Origin of the sequence: Rhodoferax sp. (assembly GCF_018780565.1) — a bacterium.
In the GTDB taxonomy this organism is placed as follows: Bacteria; Pseudomonadota; Gammaproteobacteria; order Burkholderiales; family Burkholderiaceae_C; genus Rhodoferax.
In genome coordinates, this window is sequence record NZ_JADMJN010000010.1 from 44,008 (window position 1) to 59,336 (window position 15,329).

Genomic DNA, 15,329 nt, shown 5'->3' on the forward strand with positions numbered 1-15,329 from the left:
GTTCATGAGACCCCTGAATGCTGTATTTTTGATAGCGCTATTGGCAATGTCGACGACGGCTTCAGCCCAGAATGATGCCCCAACATCATCGCCTGCCAGTTGCCCGTCGCCCTCTCAAATCACGCCGTTGCACCTCTATGGTTTGTGGCGTGCCGAGTTTGAGGGCCAAGCCCAGGGCGCGACTGTGCTGTTTGAAAGACATCCCGAACTGAGCGGTAGTGTCAGCGGTGGCGTCAATCGGAATGGCGCCAAGGCCCTGGTCGCGGGCGACGTGGACAATGGTGAGTTCACACTGGAAGAATCCAGCGACGGACAACGCATCACAGCCACCTGGCTCGGCAAGGTGGTGGAAAACTCATGCGGCAAGGAGATTCGAGGAACATGGCACAAGGATTCAACCCAGACCTCATACCCCTTCGTCTTGCGCAAAGTGCCGGGCTGGCAATAGCCTTGGCGCTGCCGGCAGGCAGTGTGCAGGCCCAGGCCCTCACGCCAGCCAGCGACAGCGGCTGGCAGCACTGCGCGAAGCTGAGCGCGGACAGTGAGGCCCGGCTGCGTTGCTTTGACCGTTGGGCGGCACAACAGCAGCCCCCGGGCATGGCGTCGCTTTCCGCGCCAGCCCCGACCCCAGCACCCGAACCCGCGCCCATCGACACCGCAAGCACGCAAACCGACCGCGACTGCAAAAACCCCCGGTACTCCGAGCTTTCCCGGTTTTGGGAACTGGAGGCCGGAAGCGACTGCGGTACCTTGATGATTCGGGGCTACAAACCCATCAGCCTGTCGTGGATCGGATCAGACAGCACCAACAGCCAGCCGTCCTCGGCCACACCCGGTCACACGGTGGCAACGGCACAGCCCTACAGCGCCAACGAGACCCGCATCCAGCTCTCGGTTCGCACCAAGATTGCACAGGGCCTGCTGACCCACCAGGAGTCGCTGCTGCGCGATTCACTGTGGTTTGGTTATACCCAGCAGTCCTACTGGCAATTGTTCACAGGCGAGCTCTCCCGCCCGTTTCGCAATACCGATCATGAACCGGAAATCACGTATGTCTACCCCACCGATGCGCCCCTGCCACTGGGATGGCGCTTGCGCTACAGCGGCTTGAGCCTGGTGCACCAGTCCAACGGCCAGTCCTTGCCACTGTCGCGCAGCTGGAACCGGGCCGTGCTGATGGCCGGCATGGAAAAGGACGATCGATTCCGTTTGCAGGCCAAGGTATGGAAACGCCTGAACGAAGACTCGGCAGATGACGACAACCCCGGCATCACCGACATGGTCGGCCGGGCAGAGGTGGCGGGCTTCTGGAACGTCAACAAAGACAACACCCTGGGCATCACCGTGCGCCATTCCCTCAATGCAGATGCCAATGGCTCGGTCCGCCTGGAATGGCTGCGCAACATTGGCAATGGCAACACCGTGGGTGGCTACCACGGCCTGCGCTTTCACACCCAATTGTTCACCGGCTATGGCGACTCCCTGCTGGACTACAACCGCCGCCGCACCGTGCTGAGTGTTGGCCTGAGCCTGATCGACTGGTAAACCCCGCCAAGCCTGCCATGGCGCTGCACCGCCATTGACATCACGCCACAGTCACGTCATACTTTATTACCAAATAAATCATTATTTGATTAAATTAGTAATATTTAAATACCGTGATCAACCCCAAAAACCTGATCCTTGATCTGATGCTCGCTGTGGGTGACAAGCCCATGAGTGCACGCGATGCCATCCTGGCAGGCTCGCTTTTCGGGATCAGCGAAAACAGCCTTCGCGTCACGCTGGCCCGCCTGTCTGCCGCGAGCCTGATCGAGGTCGCAGGCCGTGGGTCCTACCGCCTGGGGCCGGCGGCCACCGACCTCGCAGGCGAAGTGGCCAGCTGGCGCCAGGCCGAGGCACGGCTGCGACCCTGGACTGGCGGCTACATCGCTGTGCATTGCGGCGCGCTGGGGCGCAGCGACCGCGTGGCACTGCGCCAGCGCGAGCGCGCCTTGCAGATGCTGGGCTTCCAGGAGCTGGAGCGTGGTCTGCATATTCGCCCTGACAACATCGAAGCCCATATCGACGTCGTGTGTCAGCGCCTGTACAAACTCGGGCTGGACCGGGATGCGCCCGTATTCCTGGCCAGTGGTTTCGATTCCGCGCGTGAAGCACGAATCGCCAGCCTGTGGGACGGTCAGGCGCTGACCCAAACCTACCGCCAGTTGCGTCTGCAAATGGAAACCTGGCTGGCCAACGCGCACCGACTGGCACTGGACACGGCGGCGCGTGAATCGCTGCTGCTGGGCGGCAAGGCCATCCATCAACTGGTGTTTGACCCCCTGCTGCCGGAGCCTTTTGTCGACGCTGCCGAGCGCCACGCGTTCATCCAGTGTGTCCAACGGTTTGATGACGCCGGCCGTGCCATCTGGAATCATTTTTTTACATCTATCGCATTGGAGATGACCTCATGAACACCCGTATTGAAACCGCACCTGGTTCGCTTTATCTGGCCGACACCCATGAAGTGAGCAACCTGTCCAGCGAGCTGTGCAACTACAACCTGTACACCGAAGATCCAGCCCTGCGTGAAGCCGTGCAGCGCGAGGGAGGTCAATGGGCTGAGCGCGAACTCACCGAGTTCGGCCAGCTGACCGGCTCGGCAGACTACCTGGAACTGGGCCAGCTGGCCAACAAGTTTCAGCCCGAATACGACACCCATGACCGATTCGGCCACCGCATCGACCTGGTGAAGTTCCACCCGGCCTACCACCAGCTCATGAAGACCAGCATCGAACATGGCCTGCATGCCTCGCCCTGGACAGCGCCCGGCCCCGGCGCCCATGTGGCACGCGCGGCCAGGACCTACATGCACACCCAGGTGGAAGCAGGCCACGGCTGCCCCATCACCATGACCTTTGCCGCCGTGCCCACGCTGCGCCTGCAGCCCGAACTGGCCAGTGTGTGGGAGCCCAAGATCACGGCCCGCGTCTATGACCCGCGCAATGTTCCCGTCGAACAAAAGCAGGGCGTCACCATCGGCATGGCGATGACCGAGAAACAAGGCGGCTCCGATGTGCGCACCAACAGCACACGCGCCTACCCCATAGGCACGGGCGGCCCCGGCCAGGCCTATGAGCTGGTCGGGCACAAGTACTTTGTGTCAGCCCCCATGTGCGATGCCTTCCTGGTGCTGGCGCAGGCGCCCGGCGGCCTCTCCTGCTTTTTGCTGCCACGCTGGCGGCCGGACGGCAGCAAGAACCCGATGCAGGTGCTACGGCTCAAGAAAAAAATGGGCAACGCTTCCAACGCCTCCAGCGAGACCGAACTGCGCGGCGCCTTGGCGTGGATGGTCGGTGAAGAAGGCCGGGGCGTGCGCAACATCATCGAGATGGTCAGCATGACGCGCTTTGACTGCATGATCGGCTCCAGCGCAGGCATGCGCATGGCCGCCTCGCAGGCGCTGCACCACTGCGCGGTCCGCTCGGCCTTTGGCAAGGTGCTGAACCAGCAGCCCCTGATGCAAAACGTGCTGGCCGATCTGGCACTGGAGAGCGAAGCCGCGCTGACGCTGACCATGCGCATGGCCCGCGCCATGGACAACCGGGCCGACGAGCACGAAGACCTGTTGGTGCGCCTGGTCACCGCCGTTGGCAAGTATTGGATCTGCAAACGCACGCCTGGCCACGCCTATGAGGCCATGGAGTGCATTGGCGGCAGCGGTGTCATGGAAGACAGCATGATGCCGCGCCTGTACCGGGAGGCACCGGTGAACGCCATCTGGGAAGGCAGCGGCAACGTGCAGTGCCTCGATGTATTGCGCGCGCTCTCCAAAACGCCGGCAGTGCTGGAGGCCTTCTTTACCGAAGTGGCCAGGGCCAAAGGTGCACATCCGGCATTGGATAGTTTCGTCGCCACCCTGGCCGCAGACCTGAAAGACTTGCGCGATTTCGAGTACCGGGCTCGTGACGTGGTGGACCGCATGGCCCTGGCCATGCAGGCGTCATTGCTGGTGCGCCATGCGCCCGCGTTTGTCAGCGATGCCTTCTGCCACTCGCGCCTGACGCAGGTGGGTCACCACAACTATGGCACCCTGCCGCGCGGCGTGGACGCCGCAGCGATCATTGCCCGGGCGACACCGGTTAAACCTTGACAAACAGCGCTGGCAACCCCAGCGCCTCAATTTTGGCGGCGGCCTTTCTGGCCTCAGACCTGAGCGTAAAAGGCCCGACGCGAACCTGTGTCAATTTGCCATGTGCGCCGTCCAGGGTCTGGACAACCGGACTGAGGCCAATCGCTTCAAGCTTCTCGGTTACCTTGCGCGCATTGCCTTCATCGGCAAATGCCCCCACCTGAATGAAATAGTGCTGAGCAGGTTTGCCTGCCACTTCTGCTACTTCTGCCTTATTCCCTTTGACCGGCTTGTGCGCCACAGCAGGCTGCGCCACTTCTTCGATCACGGCGGGCTTGGCGGATGCAATCACCTGTTCTGCCATGCCGGCGATTGGCGCTGGCGCACTGCTCGAAGCGGCCTGTACAGCCGGGGCAACGGCGACAAGATCGCTCACGCCTGTGATCACTGCCGGAGCACTGGCGGGCAGGTCAGCGGGTAACTGGCGGGGGGTTGGGACTGCCGGCTTGGTCTCCATTGAAACGCTGGCGTCGGACGAAGCCAAGCCCACCGGCGCCACCTGCAGTTTCTCAAGCACTTTCAGGCCGGGCGCAAGCCATATGAAGCCGACCAGCAGCGCCAAAAGACCGCCATTGAGCACCGCCAGCACATACCAGCGCCGGCTGGAACTGGCATCCTTGGCGAGCAATTCACAGGCTCCTTGCACGCCAGCATCCGACACCAAGGCTTTGGTGATGCGTCTCTCGCAAAATCTGTAATACGCCGCATTCGCGTACAGACCCGGTGGGACAAAGATCATCAGCACAAAGAGGACGCCAAGACCCATCTCCGTCATCTCGGAGTAGTTGAATACCAGCTTGCCGATACCAAAAATCAGCAGCGCGAACGTGATCAAGAGGCTCACATACCAGAGGGCCAGCCCCCACATTTTTCTGAAAACCAGCCAGTTCAAGCTGGCCAAACAGGCGGACCAGTTCCAGGTCACACCCGTCTTGCCGGCCGCATCAAACCTGGCGAAGCAACGCAAGTAGTAGTCTTGATTTCTGACGCCAATGGCCGCCTTGTACAAGTCTGTGGTGACGTCAGTGGACTCCGGATTCACTTGATCAGTTGTCATGGGTATGCCGGCTGGATAGAGACAGTTTTCAGTAAGATGCCGTTGGGGTTCGCGGTAAGTCCAGTTTAATGCACACCCCATCACCCGAAGTAAGATGCGCCGGCCTTCCCTACAAATTCCACAGGAGCACGACATGGAGCAGAGTTCCGACACTCGACAAGTGACCCGCCTTATCGCCACTTATTCTGAAAGCCATCTCAACCCGACCAATGAAGTGATTCATTTCATTTGTGTCCCCGTGATTGTTTTTTCATTTCTGGGACTGATCTGGGCACTTCATCCGCTGGCTGCGGTGGCAGTCACATTGCTATCGCTGGTGTATTACGTCACACTGTCCACGCCTTTTGCGCTGGGCATGCTGTTGATGTCGGGCGCCATGCTGGGCATCCTGTCCATCCTGCCGCAAGGCCAGATCCTGGGCATCTCGATTTCGGTTTTCGTCGTGGCGTGGATCGGGCAATTCATCGGCCACAAGATCGAAGGCAAGAAGCCATCGTTCTTCGATGATTTGCGGTTTTTGCTGATCGGTCCGCTCTTTGTACTCAGCTTTTTGTATCGTCGCCTGCACATTGCGTACTGACACCTGCACCATCCCGATGAAAATTGCCATTTTTGGCGCCGGTTCGATTGGCGCCTATGTAGGAGGAAGCCTGATCGCCAGCGGTGCTGACGTCATTCTGATCGGACGCGCCCGCATGCGCGAGCGCCTTGCTCGCCTGGGCCTGATCCTGACGGATTTGCACGGCCATCGCAGCGAGCTCACGGGTGCCCAAATCGCCTATGCAGAAGATCCTGCGGCTCTGGACAGCGCTGATCTGATCCTGGTGACCGTCAAAAGCGCCGATACCGCTGCAGCCGGGCAGCTTATTCGCGACCATGCCAAGCCGACGGCAATGGTCATCAGTCTGCAAAACGGCATTGGCAATGCAGACACCTTGCGTGAATTTCTGCCTGACAGCACGGTGCTGGCGGGCATGGTTCCATTCAATGTCGTGCAATTGCCAGATGGTCGACTGCACCGGGGAACCGAAGGAGAAATGGTTGTGGAGGCATCCCCCGCGCTGGAAGTTTGGCAGAAGACTTTCGCCGCAGCCCATTTGCCGCTGGTGATGCATGCCGATTTTGCTGCCGTGCAGTGGGGAAAACTGCTGCTGAATCTGAACAATCCAGTCAACGCCCTGTCGGACCTGCCTCTGAAAACCGAGTTATCGCAACGCGCTTACCGGCGCAGCCTTACCCTCCTGATTGAGGAGGCCTTGCAGGTTCTGCGCGCAGCGGGCATCCAGCCGGCCAAAGTGGGGCGCGTGGGGCCCCGCATGCTGCCCTCACTGCTGCGCTTGCCTGACCTGCTGTTTCGCCGAGTGGCCGCGGCCATGCTTCGCATGGACCCCGAAGCACGGTCGTCCATGTGGGAAGACCTGCAGGCTGGCCGTCGCACCGAGGTGGACTACCTGAATGGCGCGGTCGTCAAACTGGCTGAGTCATGTGGCCGGGACGCCCCGGTGAATCGGCGAATGATTGCATTGATTCGGACTGCCGAGGCAGGCCCACACAAAGCCTTTGGAGGCGACGCTTTGCTACGGGCGTTGCAGTAAGCACCGCGAATCGGGCCGGCGAACAAGGAGACTACGTTGAACAAGAGCAAGGTCGTGCGCATTGGAGGCGCATCGGGGTTCTGGGGCGACAGCATGATCGGCGCACCGCAGTTGGTGAACTCGGGGCAAATTGAGTATCTGGTTTTCGACTATCTGGCGGAAACCACCATGGCCATCCTGGCGTCGGCGCGCTCACGCAAGCCCGAATTCGGCTATGCCACCGATTTCGTCGACGTCGCCATGAAGGCGGTTCTGGCACAGGTGATGCAGCGCGGTATCAGGGTGGTGGCGAATGCAGGTGGCATCAATCCCCGTGGCTGCGCCGAAGCCCTTCGCGTGATGGCGCAGGGGATGGGACTTTCCCCTTGCATCGCAGTCGTCGAAGGCGATGACATCACGCCGTTGATGGCTGGCCTGCGTGCAGCGGGTACACGGGACATGTTTACCGGGGAGCCACTGCCCGAGAAAATCCTGAGCGCCAATGCCTACCTCGGCGCACTGCCCGTGGCGCAGGCACTCGATGCCGGCGCCGACATCGTCATCACAGGTCGCGGGGTGGACAGTGCCACCACACTCGGGCCCTTGATTCATGAGTTCGGCTGGTCCGCCACGGACTATGACCGCCTGGCGGGTGGCAGCCTGGCTGGCCATATCATCGAATGCGGCTGTCAGGCCACAGGAGGGTTGCACACAGATTGGGCCAGTGTTCCCGATTGGCCCAACATCGGTTACCCCATCATCGAATGCAAGGAAGACGGCAGTTTCATTGTCACCAAGCCCGCCAACACGGGCGGTATCGTGCTGCGTGCAGGGGTGGCCGAACAACTGCTCTACGAAATCGGTGATCCCGCAGCCTATTTGTTGCCCGACGTAAGTTGTGACTTCCGGGAAGTCCTGATCGAGCAAATCTCCGACAACCGCGTTCAGGTCAGTGGCGCACGGGGGTTTGCACCGGGCGACCGCTACAAGGTGTCTGCGACGGCGATGGACGGGTACCGCTGCGCCGGCACGATGGTCATCATCGGCATCGACGCTGCCGCGAAGGCGCGCCGAACGGGGGAGGCCATCGTGGCGCGCACGCGCACGATCCTGGCAGCGGCCGGCTTCCCGGACTTCAGCGCCGTCGGCATCGCGCTGCTGGGGGCTGAGTCGCTTTACGGCTCGCACGCGCGAACCGCTCAATCGCGGGAAGTCATGGTTCGCGTTACCGTCGATCACCCGTCCAGGCAGGCTCTGGAGATGTTCGCGCGCGAGATCGCCCCGTCCGGCACGTCCTGGTCGCCGGGTACGACCAGCCCGGGGGGCGGTCGTCCTTCGGTTTCGCCGTTGATCAAACCGTTGGCCTTCCTGCTGGACAAGCGTGAAGTCGCTGTTGGCTTTGTAGTTGATGGCCAGCGTTCGGAGGTCGCCATCCCGCGTCCGGGTGGCCTACCGCCCCAGACCGTGACACCACCCCCTTGCGCATGGGTGGAGCCGAACGAGCCGATGACCGAAGTGCCGCTGATCAAGCTTGCCTGGGCGCGCAGCGGTGACAAGGGAAACATATCCAACATCGGGGTCATTGCGCGACGCCCCGAATGGTTGCCGCTGATCTGGGCGCGAGTGACACCTGATGTCGTGAAGCAGTACTTTGCCCATCTGGTGAAGGGTGATGTGGAGCGCTTTCACCTGCCCGGCATAGGTGCGATCAATTACCTGATGAACGAGGCCCTGGATGGTGGTGGCCCTGCGTCCAGGCGCATGGACCCACTGGGCAAGGGTATGGGGCAAATGCTTCTGGACCTTGCGGTTGCAGTGCCGCAATCCATTGCCATGCAGATCAACTCAGATCAATGACGCAACCTTTTCCCGTGAGGCAAGGTGCTTAACCGTGTAAACATGCGGCGGCAGTAGCCGGTGATCGTCAGGCACTTGTTGATCTCGTCTACCGGCAGGGGGCCAGACACCACCACGAGGTCATTGGCTTGGTCGATCGCGCCGCTGGAACGCAGACGCCTGCGGGTGTTGAGCGCCCAGGAGTGAATTCGCAGGGGGCTGCCATGCTCATGCAAGACACCAGTCCTCACGTCAAACGCAATCGCGACGGTGTCCGTTCGCAGGCGCAAGCGCCGCTCGCCGGTGACCGTGCTGGCCGGCGTGCTCATGTCGTATAGGTTGTAGGCGCCTTCTTTAAGTTGGTATTGCAGTTCCATGGCGAGTCCGTCCGTGTATTCCGATGTGAAGGGACTGATTGTGGTTGTCCAGGCGCGCGCATAAGGCTTGAAAAACCACGGAAACGCTCTTCACTTTTGCGCTGAAATGGCGGTATGACAGGCGTGCGTCCAATGCCAGCAACTGAACTTAACCCAAAAGGCGAACCAGCCCATAGACAGAGAGAATGCCAGTGACCACCAGAAGGGCCGTCTTGGTTGAGCGAGCGCCGACCAATGATCCGATGACGCTGCAAACGAGTATGGCGCCGAGAATGTAGGTTGTTTTCATGCCCTGATGATAAATGCCACACACCAAATTTCTGACAGACTCTTACGCTTTCCTTCTCCAAGAATCGAAGGGGTATTCGATCCGAGGCGACGCAGTTATTTTCTGTTTTCAGTAGAGCTGACTTTTCCCGCATCCAGCTTGTCGCGGTATTCCTCCAGCAGATTCTCGATCGCTACCTTCTTGATGCCGGTAAATGGTTCCAGGCGCAATACCGCGTCTGTAGCACTGCGGTCACGACACTGCTCGATCAAATCACGTCCGTGCCGGTAAAGCATGACGTTTTTTTCCTGACAACTGGCCACCTGCTGATCGCGCGCCACAATCATGGATTCAGCCTGCTTCCTTTGAGCCAAGGTTTTGGCCAGTTCCCGCTCGGTGTTGGTCTGCTTCGTCGTCAGTTCAGTCAAGCGCTGGTCAAATTCGCCCTTCTGCGCCTGCTTTTCCTGCGTCATGGCATCAAGGGCCAGTTGCAACTGTTCGCGCTTCACACTTTCTGATTTGGCACGGGCCTGGGCTCCGTTCACCAATTTATCCCGCTCCTGTCCCAATGTCGCCTTCTCTTGCTCAAAACTGGCCAGCTTTGCCTCCAAAGCTGTCTTTTCCTGACGGAGCTGTTGTACCTGCTGCTGCACGCGGCGCAGGGCCTCCCGTTCGCGGATGGCTCCTTTTTCCTCACTCCATGCATTTCCAGTCACGAAGCTGCTCACCAAAGCCAACAGGATCAGAACGCCTGGTAGACGCGACATCAAAATTCTCCAAAGTTATAGGGCTGACTCACAATCAATTCGGTTTTTTTCCGCAGCGGATCTGCGCCCGCCTTACGCAGCAATAGCGCCAATTCCGGGCGTTTCAGATACTCCGCCCAATACAGGGCGGTGAGACCATTGCTATCCGCAAGGTCCGGGCTCACTCCCAGTCTTAACAGCAAGGCCAGCATCTCCGGATTGTTTTCGGTGACCGCAACGGTCAGCAAATTGTCGCCCGCGCGGTCAAGCACTTGTTGACTTGCTCCGGCCTCGATCAAAACCTGGACAACACCCAGGTGCTTCAGTTTGACCGCATTCATTAGTGCAGACTGAGCGTTTTCACCTACGCCATCTACATCGGCCCCATTGCGAATCAGCAAGCGCACCACCATCGTGTGGCCCCGCAAAGCGGCAGCAGCAAGGGGCGGCATCGTGCCGCCACGGCCATCTGCATAAGCTCCGGCTTTCAGCAATAGCCGCACGCCTTCAACTTCGCCTGCACGCGCTGCAACCAGGAGGGCGTTTTGGTTCTGTGCGTCCACGGCATTCACATGCGCTCCGCTTGTCAGCAATGCCGCCATGCGAACGGTGTCCCCGGTCGCGGCCGCCTGAATGAGTTGAATATCTCCTGCCTGTGCACGACGAGGCGGCATGCTTCGTGCATCGGCAATCAGTGCCGACTGCTCACGCTCGGTTGTCTTGAATCTCTCGATGTCCTCGGGTGAGGAAATTCCCGCTTCCAGCCGGTCACGGTAAGCCAGCTTTTGGGGACTCATGGCGCACGCCCCCAGCACAGTGACCATCAGCATCGAGACTGCACTGAAGGCAGTCACCCGCAACGGATTAAAACTTGGCATTGAAATACAACTGGAACACATCAATAGAAAGGGGCAAGCCACGAATTTCATTGCTGGACAACCAGCGCGCACTCAGCCAGGTGTTTTTCCCCAGACCATATTGCGCGCCCAGGATAAAGCCTTTGTTGTTGGTGCCGCCCAGGTGGAAATCCGAATCTGTAAAGGCGTCCAGCACCGCATCGGCCTCCAGGTAGCGATAGGCAACGGACAGTTGCCAGTCATGCTTGAGCAGCATGTTGGGCATACCGACTGCGACACGCGCCATGTATCCGGTCGTCTGAGGGGTGACATCAAATCCTGTGCGCTCCAACGTCTTGCTGCGACTGAACCCGATGTTTTTCACATAGTCGCCACCCAGCATCACGTGAACCGGATTGAACAAATTCAGATCCACCATGCCGGTCAGGTTCAGCAGTTGGTAATCTCCAGCCAGGGCATACAAATTGGTGTTCACGTTGCCATCATTGTCAATATTGAACAAGGTGTTGCCCTTTTGCCTGACGTTTGCGGCCGTCCCATTGAACTGCACATCATTAAGTGCAGGATTTCGTGTGCCGCTGATGTTTCGATAGTTGTAGTACGCGAGACCGAATTTGGCACGGGTTTTGTTGCTGGGCACCCATTCCACGCCAACCTGCCCACCAAACAACCATTTGCTCGGGACCCGGGAAGAGCCGGATTGCTCCAGCTCCTGCAAGGAAAACGCCCCCAGCGTTGCAAACGGACGCCAGGTTTTGGCCGACTGATCTTTTGATTGAAGATGCAATGCCGCACCTTCAAAATTCAGGTCATCATCCCACATCAAATCGGTGCTGAACCAGGGGTTGGGAATGCGTCCAGCAGACAGGGTTCCCCATGACAGGGTGTCATCTGAATGAACCTTGAGGTAAGCGCGATCCAGTGAAAAACTGGATTTGGTGCCGTATTGACCCAAAGTCTGGTTGGCTGACACCGGGTCATTCACACTGCCTGTTGCCAAGCGCAGACCAGCGGAAATCTCCGGTGTGATTTTGGCGTTGAGTCCAAGCCGGGCGCGCAACCGGAAACGATCACGATCCATGGTCGTATTCGTGACGTTTTGCCCTTGAACCTGCTGAAAGAATTCCGGTGCATTGTTCTTCGAAAACCGGTCGCCCTGGAAGCCCATGCGCAAATCGCCCTCCCACTTGAGCCGATCCACCCACTCAGGCACCGCATTGGCATCACCCCAACGCTCCACCTTGGCTTGCGCCACCACTTCTTCACGCACCTGATCAGCTATCTGCTTCTTCACGGCCTCGGGCACGTATTGGACCCGCACGACACCCGCATCGGCTTTCTTTTGCCACGCAACGGTTTCCTTGGCTTTTGTTTCGGCCTGGCTAATCAGCAGATCAACCTTGTCCTGGCTAAGAACCCCCTGCTGAACCAGTATCTGAATCAGGTTCAAGGTCGTCTGGCGCAGCGTCTCCATCTCCGCACGTTCATCGGCATGGACAGCATTTCCGCCCAGCGCCATTGCGACCGCGAAGCTCATCGTTTTCAGTCGAGTTTGCATTTTCTTACTCATTCGTCATCTCTTCAAAATTTGCCCGTCAACGAGCCGTAATACGTAACTTGATGGGCTGCGGCATATCCCCAGGGGCACCTTCACGCATCGGCGGCAAGTTGCGCAATGCCGCCTTCAAAGCGTTGTCCAGGTCAGCATTGCCGGCGGAATCAATCAACTCAACCCGCGTCACCGCGCCACTGGCACTAACCCATACATGGACCATGATCCGAAAATCCGCCTCGCGCAGCTTCTTTTCCCTGGACACCGCGTCCTGAATGCGATCCTTCACCAGTGCGCCATACCAGGCAAAACGACTGCCCGCTCCACCTGTGCCGCTACCGACCAAATCGGCTCCGCCTTTTTTGCCCACCAAACCAAATCCATCGCCCCCCGCACCACCGGCCGCATCCACCGCCAAATCAGGTCCGGGCGGTGGTGCATCAGCAGGCTTGTCCGGCTGCTGATCGGGCTTGGGCACTTCCATCTTTTCCCGTACCTCAACCTTGGGCGGTGGTGGCGCAACCTTCGGTGGTGGTGGCGGTGGTGGCGGTTTCAGCAGCGCAATTTCCTGAATCGCACGTTTTTTCTTGACCTGACTTGGCGTCGCCAGTTCGTCGACCAACACCCAGATCAGCGCTCCAAGCACCAGCACACCGACAACAGCCAACAGCGTGCGGCGCCAGCGCCGCCCTATGCTGCCCAACGCGCTCACTTGACCAGCCGCTGCGTGACCAGCCCGATCTGAGTCAGCTCCAGCTTGCCCAGCAAGTCGAGCACCTCCACAACCTTCTCGTATTGCACCGTTGAATCTCCCTTCACAACAATAGGGAACTCTTTCAAGCTGGCCTTGTAGGCGATCAACCGCGACTCCAGCTCCTGCAGGGAAGCCACGGGAAAGGCATCGAGGTAAAGCGCTCCGTTCTGCGTGATGGTGATCGCCTTGGTCGAGGGCTTGGCCAGACTCGGCGTATTGCTGGCTTTGGGCAAATTCACTTTGATGCCCTGCACAGAGGCGGTTGTCATCAAAATGAATATGACCAGCAACACATAGGACAGATCCAGCATCGGCGTGATGTTGATGTCGTCATAGACCGCACCATCATCTTGAACTTTTGACATGGTCAGCCCCCGTAGTTCTCGGCCATTTTGGTGACGAACTCGTCCACAAAAACATGCATGTCATTGGATACGGTCTTGATCCGCGTGGTCAGATAGTTGTAGCCAAACAGCGCCGGAATCGCAACCCCCAAGCCAGCCACGGTCGCCACCAGCGCCGCGGCAATACCGGGTGCGATCGCATTCACATTGACATCGCCGGCTGCTGCAATCGCCGCAAAGGTGATCATCACCCCCACAACCGTGCCCAGCAAGCCAAGAAATGGCCCCCCCGAAATGGCAATAGTCAACAGCACCATGCCCTTGTTCAGGCGATTGCCCTCGCGGATGAGTTGCGTGTCCAAGCTGGCACGCACCGCATTGAAAGACCTTGACGAAATCACCGGCAATCCCTGCTCGCCACCGGCGGCAGGAAAACGATGCTTCAACTCCGTCACACCGACGTGGTAAATCCGGTACAAGGGCGAATGCTTGAACGCATCCAGCATGGTGGCCAGCTTGTCCATCTGGCCGGTGTGTGAACTCGCAACATCATCGAGTTCCGCCAAACCGCGTGACATCTTGCCAAAGGCTTCTGCGAACGCCTCATTGGCTTTTTCTGCACGAGCCAACAGCATCGCCTTGCTGACCATGACCCATATGGCTATGAAAAACATGAACACGCAGATGATGACAACCACCCAGCCGTCCACGGTCAGGTTGTTCATTGTGGTCGTGAAATAGGATGTGCCCTCACCACCGCTGGTCGTCTTGTCTTCACCATACTTGACGAGCCGGCCCGCCTGACCCTGTGACTCGACTTGAGCGGCCAGCCAGGCAGCTGAACGCACTACCGTGGAAACCTGCACCTCATCAATCTCACCGACCAGACTGCCACCAATGCGCATGCTCGCCGCTGACGTCAAGGTACCCGCTGCCGCAGCCACTGACTTGCCATCTACATGCAAGGCGACCCCCTGCCCCACGGTGACTGCCACGTGATGCCACTCATTGATAGCAACCGGTGCAGCAGAGCGTGTCTCAACCCCATTGACAGCCAACACCGGCACACCGGCAACAAGCCTGAGCGTCAGGCCGCCGAGCGCCAGCAACTCGCCATCAGGCTGCTGCGGCTTTATCCAGGCAGAGAAAGTAAGCTCCTTGGCCGCCTGCAGGGCTGCACTACCCACCACCATGCCACCATCACCGGCAAGCTTGGCGGCCCCGGCCACCAGACCACCCGGCACATAAACAAGGTTGGCTTGGCTGACATGGTTGCCATTGACTGTGGCGTCCTGTGGCAATCCCTGCGCTTCACTCAGGTGATACACCAGCAACTGTTGCGCGTCGTAACTGGTATTGCTATCGGCTACAGGCTCGGCCTTTGGATTCCCGGAATACAGCCATATATGCTGGGTGGCATTGCCTGCGGCCAGTTTCGGCACTTGCACCCACACAAAAACCAGCTCATTCGCCTTATCGAAGCGCTCGACATGAAACTTGAGCGCCGTCGTGTCGTCTTCCGCCACAAAGCGGATGTCCGAGCCGTCTTCCTTGGCCGAGAGAAAATCAAAATTGCCGGTAGACAGCCGCACGAGCACGGGCACCGATAACGCCTCCGCCGGCACACTTGCAGCCTGAGTATCCAGCGTGAGCTGTTTGCGCATCGTCCAATCCTTGTTCCACCATGCATGGGCAGAAGCGGGCAAGACCAATATCAGCGCAACAATCGCAAAAAAACGTTTCATTTGATTTATGTGAGAAAAGAGAGAGACCGGCGGACTCAAGCCGCC

At 59.1% G+C, this 15,329-nt stretch carries 16 protein-coding genes; 7 read left to right on the forward strand and 9 right to left on the reverse strand.

All coding sequences use genetic code 11. From position 1 onward, the window contains the following. Positions 1-4 precede the first annotated feature (4 nt). From IV109_RS14170 to IV109_RS14185, 4 genes are all read left to right on the forward strand, one after another. Positions 5-448: a hypothetical protein gene (locus IV109_RS14170; protein WP_296697570.1), complete on the forward strand. Its 444-nt coding sequence runs from the start codon at positions 5-7 to the stop codon at positions 446-448. Then, positions 382-1,545 carry a phospholipase A gene (locus IV109_RS14175; protein ID WP_296697571.1) on the forward strand — a complete coding sequence of 388 codons (1,164 nt, stop codon included), beginning with the start codon at positions 382-384 and terminating at the stop codon, positions 1,543-1,545. The genes IV109_RS14170 and IV109_RS14175 overlap by 67 nt, the downstream gene beginning before the upstream one ends. Before the next feature lie 113 nt (positions 1,546-1,658). Then, positions 1,659-2,456, forward strand: a complete 798-nt coding sequence (locus IV109_RS14180; RefSeq protein WP_296697573.1) for a PaaX family transcriptional regulator C-terminal domain-containing protein — start codon at positions 1,659-1,661, stop codon at positions 2,454-2,456. After that, positions 2,453-4,135 carry an isovaleryl-CoA dehydrogenase gene (locus tag IV109_RS14185; protein ID WP_296697576.1) on the forward strand — a complete coding sequence of 561 codons (1,683 nt, stop codon included), beginning with the start codon at positions 2,453-2,455 and terminating at the stop codon, positions 4,133-4,135. The genes IV109_RS14180 and IV109_RS14185 overlap by 4 nt, the downstream gene beginning before the upstream one ends. Here IV109_RS14185 and IV109_RS14190 read toward each other — a convergent pair. Beyond that, positions 4,125-5,231, reverse strand: coding sequence for an SPOR domain-containing protein (locus IV109_RS14190; RefSeq protein ID WP_296697579.1), 1,107 nt, complete (start codon positions 5,229-5,231; stop codon positions 4,125-4,127). The two genes, IV109_RS14185 and IV109_RS14190, sit on opposite strands and share 11 nt — an antisense overlap. 133 nt (positions 5,232-5,364) lie before the next feature. Here IV109_RS14190 and IV109_RS14195 point away from each other — a divergent pair, with 133 nt between their 5' ends. The 3 genes from IV109_RS14195 to IV109_RS14205 are packed head-to-tail and all read left to right on the forward strand — an operon-like array spanning position 5,365 to position 8,662. Continuing rightward, complete coding sequence (locus IV109_RS14195) at positions 5,365-5,811, forward strand: Mpo1-like protein (RefSeq protein ID WP_296697580.1); 447 nt, start codon at positions 5,365-5,367, stop codon at positions 5,809-5,811. 16 nt (positions 5,812-5,827) lie between these two features. Continuing rightward, positions 5,828-6,826 carry a 2-dehydropantoate 2-reductase gene (locus IV109_RS14200; protein WP_296697584.1) on the forward strand — a complete coding sequence of 333 codons (999 nt, stop codon included), beginning with the start codon at positions 5,828-5,830 and terminating at the stop codon, positions 6,824-6,826. Between the two features lie 36 nt (positions 6,827-6,862). Continuing rightward, positions 6,863-8,662, forward strand: coding sequence for an acyclic terpene utilization AtuA family protein (locus IV109_RS14205; protein WP_296697588.1), 1,800 nt, complete (start codon positions 6,863-6,865; stop codon positions 8,660-8,662). Here IV109_RS14205 and IV109_RS14210 read toward each other — a convergent pair. The 8 genes from IV109_RS14210 to IV109_RS14245 form a co-directional block, all read right to left on the reverse strand. Further along, positions 8,656-9,018, reverse strand: coding sequence for a hypothetical protein (locus IV109_RS14210; protein WP_296697590.1), 363 nt, complete (start codon positions 9,016-9,018; stop codon positions 8,656-8,658). The two genes, IV109_RS14205 and IV109_RS14210, sit on opposite strands and share 7 nt — an antisense overlap. A 148-nt stretch (positions 9,019-9,166) precedes the next feature. Then, positions 9,167-9,307, reverse strand: a complete 141-nt coding sequence (locus IV109_RS14215; RefSeq protein ID WP_296697593.1) for a hypothetical protein — start codon at positions 9,305-9,307, stop codon at positions 9,167-9,169. 95 nt (positions 9,308-9,402) lie between these two features. Continuing rightward, positions 9,403-10,053 (reverse strand): hypothetical protein, encoded by a 651-nt coding sequence (locus IV109_RS14220; RefSeq protein WP_296697596.1) that lies wholly within the window; start codon positions 10,051-10,053, stop codon positions 9,403-9,405. Beyond that, positions 10,053-10,862, reverse strand: a complete 810-nt coding sequence (locus IV109_RS14225; RefSeq protein WP_296697599.1) for an ankyrin repeat domain-containing protein — start codon at positions 10,860-10,862, stop codon at positions 10,053-10,055. The genes IV109_RS14220 and IV109_RS14225 overlap by 1 nt, the downstream gene beginning before the upstream one ends. A 34-nt stretch (positions 10,863-10,896) precedes the next feature. Next, positions 10,897-12,447 (reverse strand): putative porin, encoded by a 1,551-nt coding sequence (locus IV109_RS14230; protein WP_296697602.1) that lies wholly within the window; start codon positions 12,445-12,447, stop codon positions 10,897-10,899. Between the two features lie 37 nt (positions 12,448-12,484). Continuing rightward, positions 12,485-13,153, reverse strand: coding sequence for a TonB family protein (locus IV109_RS14235; RefSeq protein WP_296697606.1), 669 nt, complete (start codon positions 13,151-13,153; stop codon positions 12,485-12,487). Beyond that, positions 13,150-13,560, reverse strand: coding sequence for a biopolymer transporter ExbD (locus IV109_RS14240; protein WP_296697611.1), 411 nt, complete (start codon positions 13,558-13,560; stop codon positions 13,150-13,152). Before IV109_RS14240 ends, IV109_RS14235 begins: the two co-directional genes overlap by 4 nt. 2 nt (positions 13,561-13,562) lie before the next feature. Beyond that, a complete protein-coding gene (locus tag IV109_RS14245) occupies positions 13,563-15,284 on the reverse strand; it encodes a DUF2341 domain-containing protein (RefSeq protein WP_296697614.1) in 1,722 nt (573 codons plus the stop codon). Positions 15,285-15,329: the final 45 nt, after the last annotated feature.

Bases quoted from the DNA above. Each gene is read 5' to 3' on its own strand.
- IV109_RS14220 (WP_296697596.1), bottom strand. From the start codon at position 10,053: ATGTCGCGTCTACCAGGCGTTCTGATCCTGTTGGCTTTGGTGAGCAGC.
- IV109_RS14195 (WP_296697580.1), top strand. From the start codon at position 5,365: ATGGAGCAGAGTTCCGACACTCGACAAGTGACCCGCCTTATCGCCACT.
- IV109_RS14175 (WP_296697571.1), top strand. From the start codon at position 382: ATGGCACAAGGATTCAACCCAGACCTCATACCCCTTCGTCTTGCGCAA.
- IV109_RS14185 (WP_296697576.1), top strand. From the start codon at position 2,453: ATGAACACCCGTATTGAAACCGCACCTGGTTCGCTTTATCTGGCCGAC.
- IV109_RS14230 (WP_296697602.1), bottom strand. From the start codon at position 12,447: ATGCAAACTCGACTGAAAACGATGAGCTTCGCGGTCGCAATGGCGCTG.
- IV109_RS14225 (WP_296697599.1), bottom strand. From the start codon at position 10,862: ATGCTGATGGTCACTGTGCTGGGGGCGTGCGCCATGAGTCCCCAAAAG.
- IV109_RS14215 (WP_296697593.1), bottom strand. From the start codon at position 9,307: ATGAAAACAACCTACATTCTCGGCGCCATACTCGTTTGCAGCGTCATC.
- IV109_RS14170 (WP_296697570.1), top strand. From the start codon at position 5: ATGAGACCCCTGAATGCTGTATTTTTGATAGCGCTATTGGCAATGTCG.
- IV109_RS14210 (WP_296697590.1), bottom strand. From the start codon at position 9,018: ATGGAACTGCAATACCAACTTAAAGAAGGCGCCTACAACCTATACGAC.
- IV109_RS14200 (WP_296697584.1), top strand. From the start codon at position 5,828: ATGAAAATTGCCATTTTTGGCGCCGGTTCGATTGGCGCCTATGTAGGA.
- IV109_RS14240 (WP_296697611.1), bottom strand. From the start codon at position 13,560: ATGTCAAAAGTTCAAGATGATGGTGCGGTCTATGACGACATCAACATC.
- IV109_RS14245 (WP_296697614.1), bottom strand. From the start codon at position 15,284: ATGAAACGTTTTTTTGCGATTGTTGCGCTGATATTGGTCTTGCCCGCT.
- IV109_RS14190 (WP_296697579.1), bottom strand. From the start codon at position 5,231: ATGACAACTGATCAAGTGAATCCGGAGTCCACTGACGTCACCACAGAC.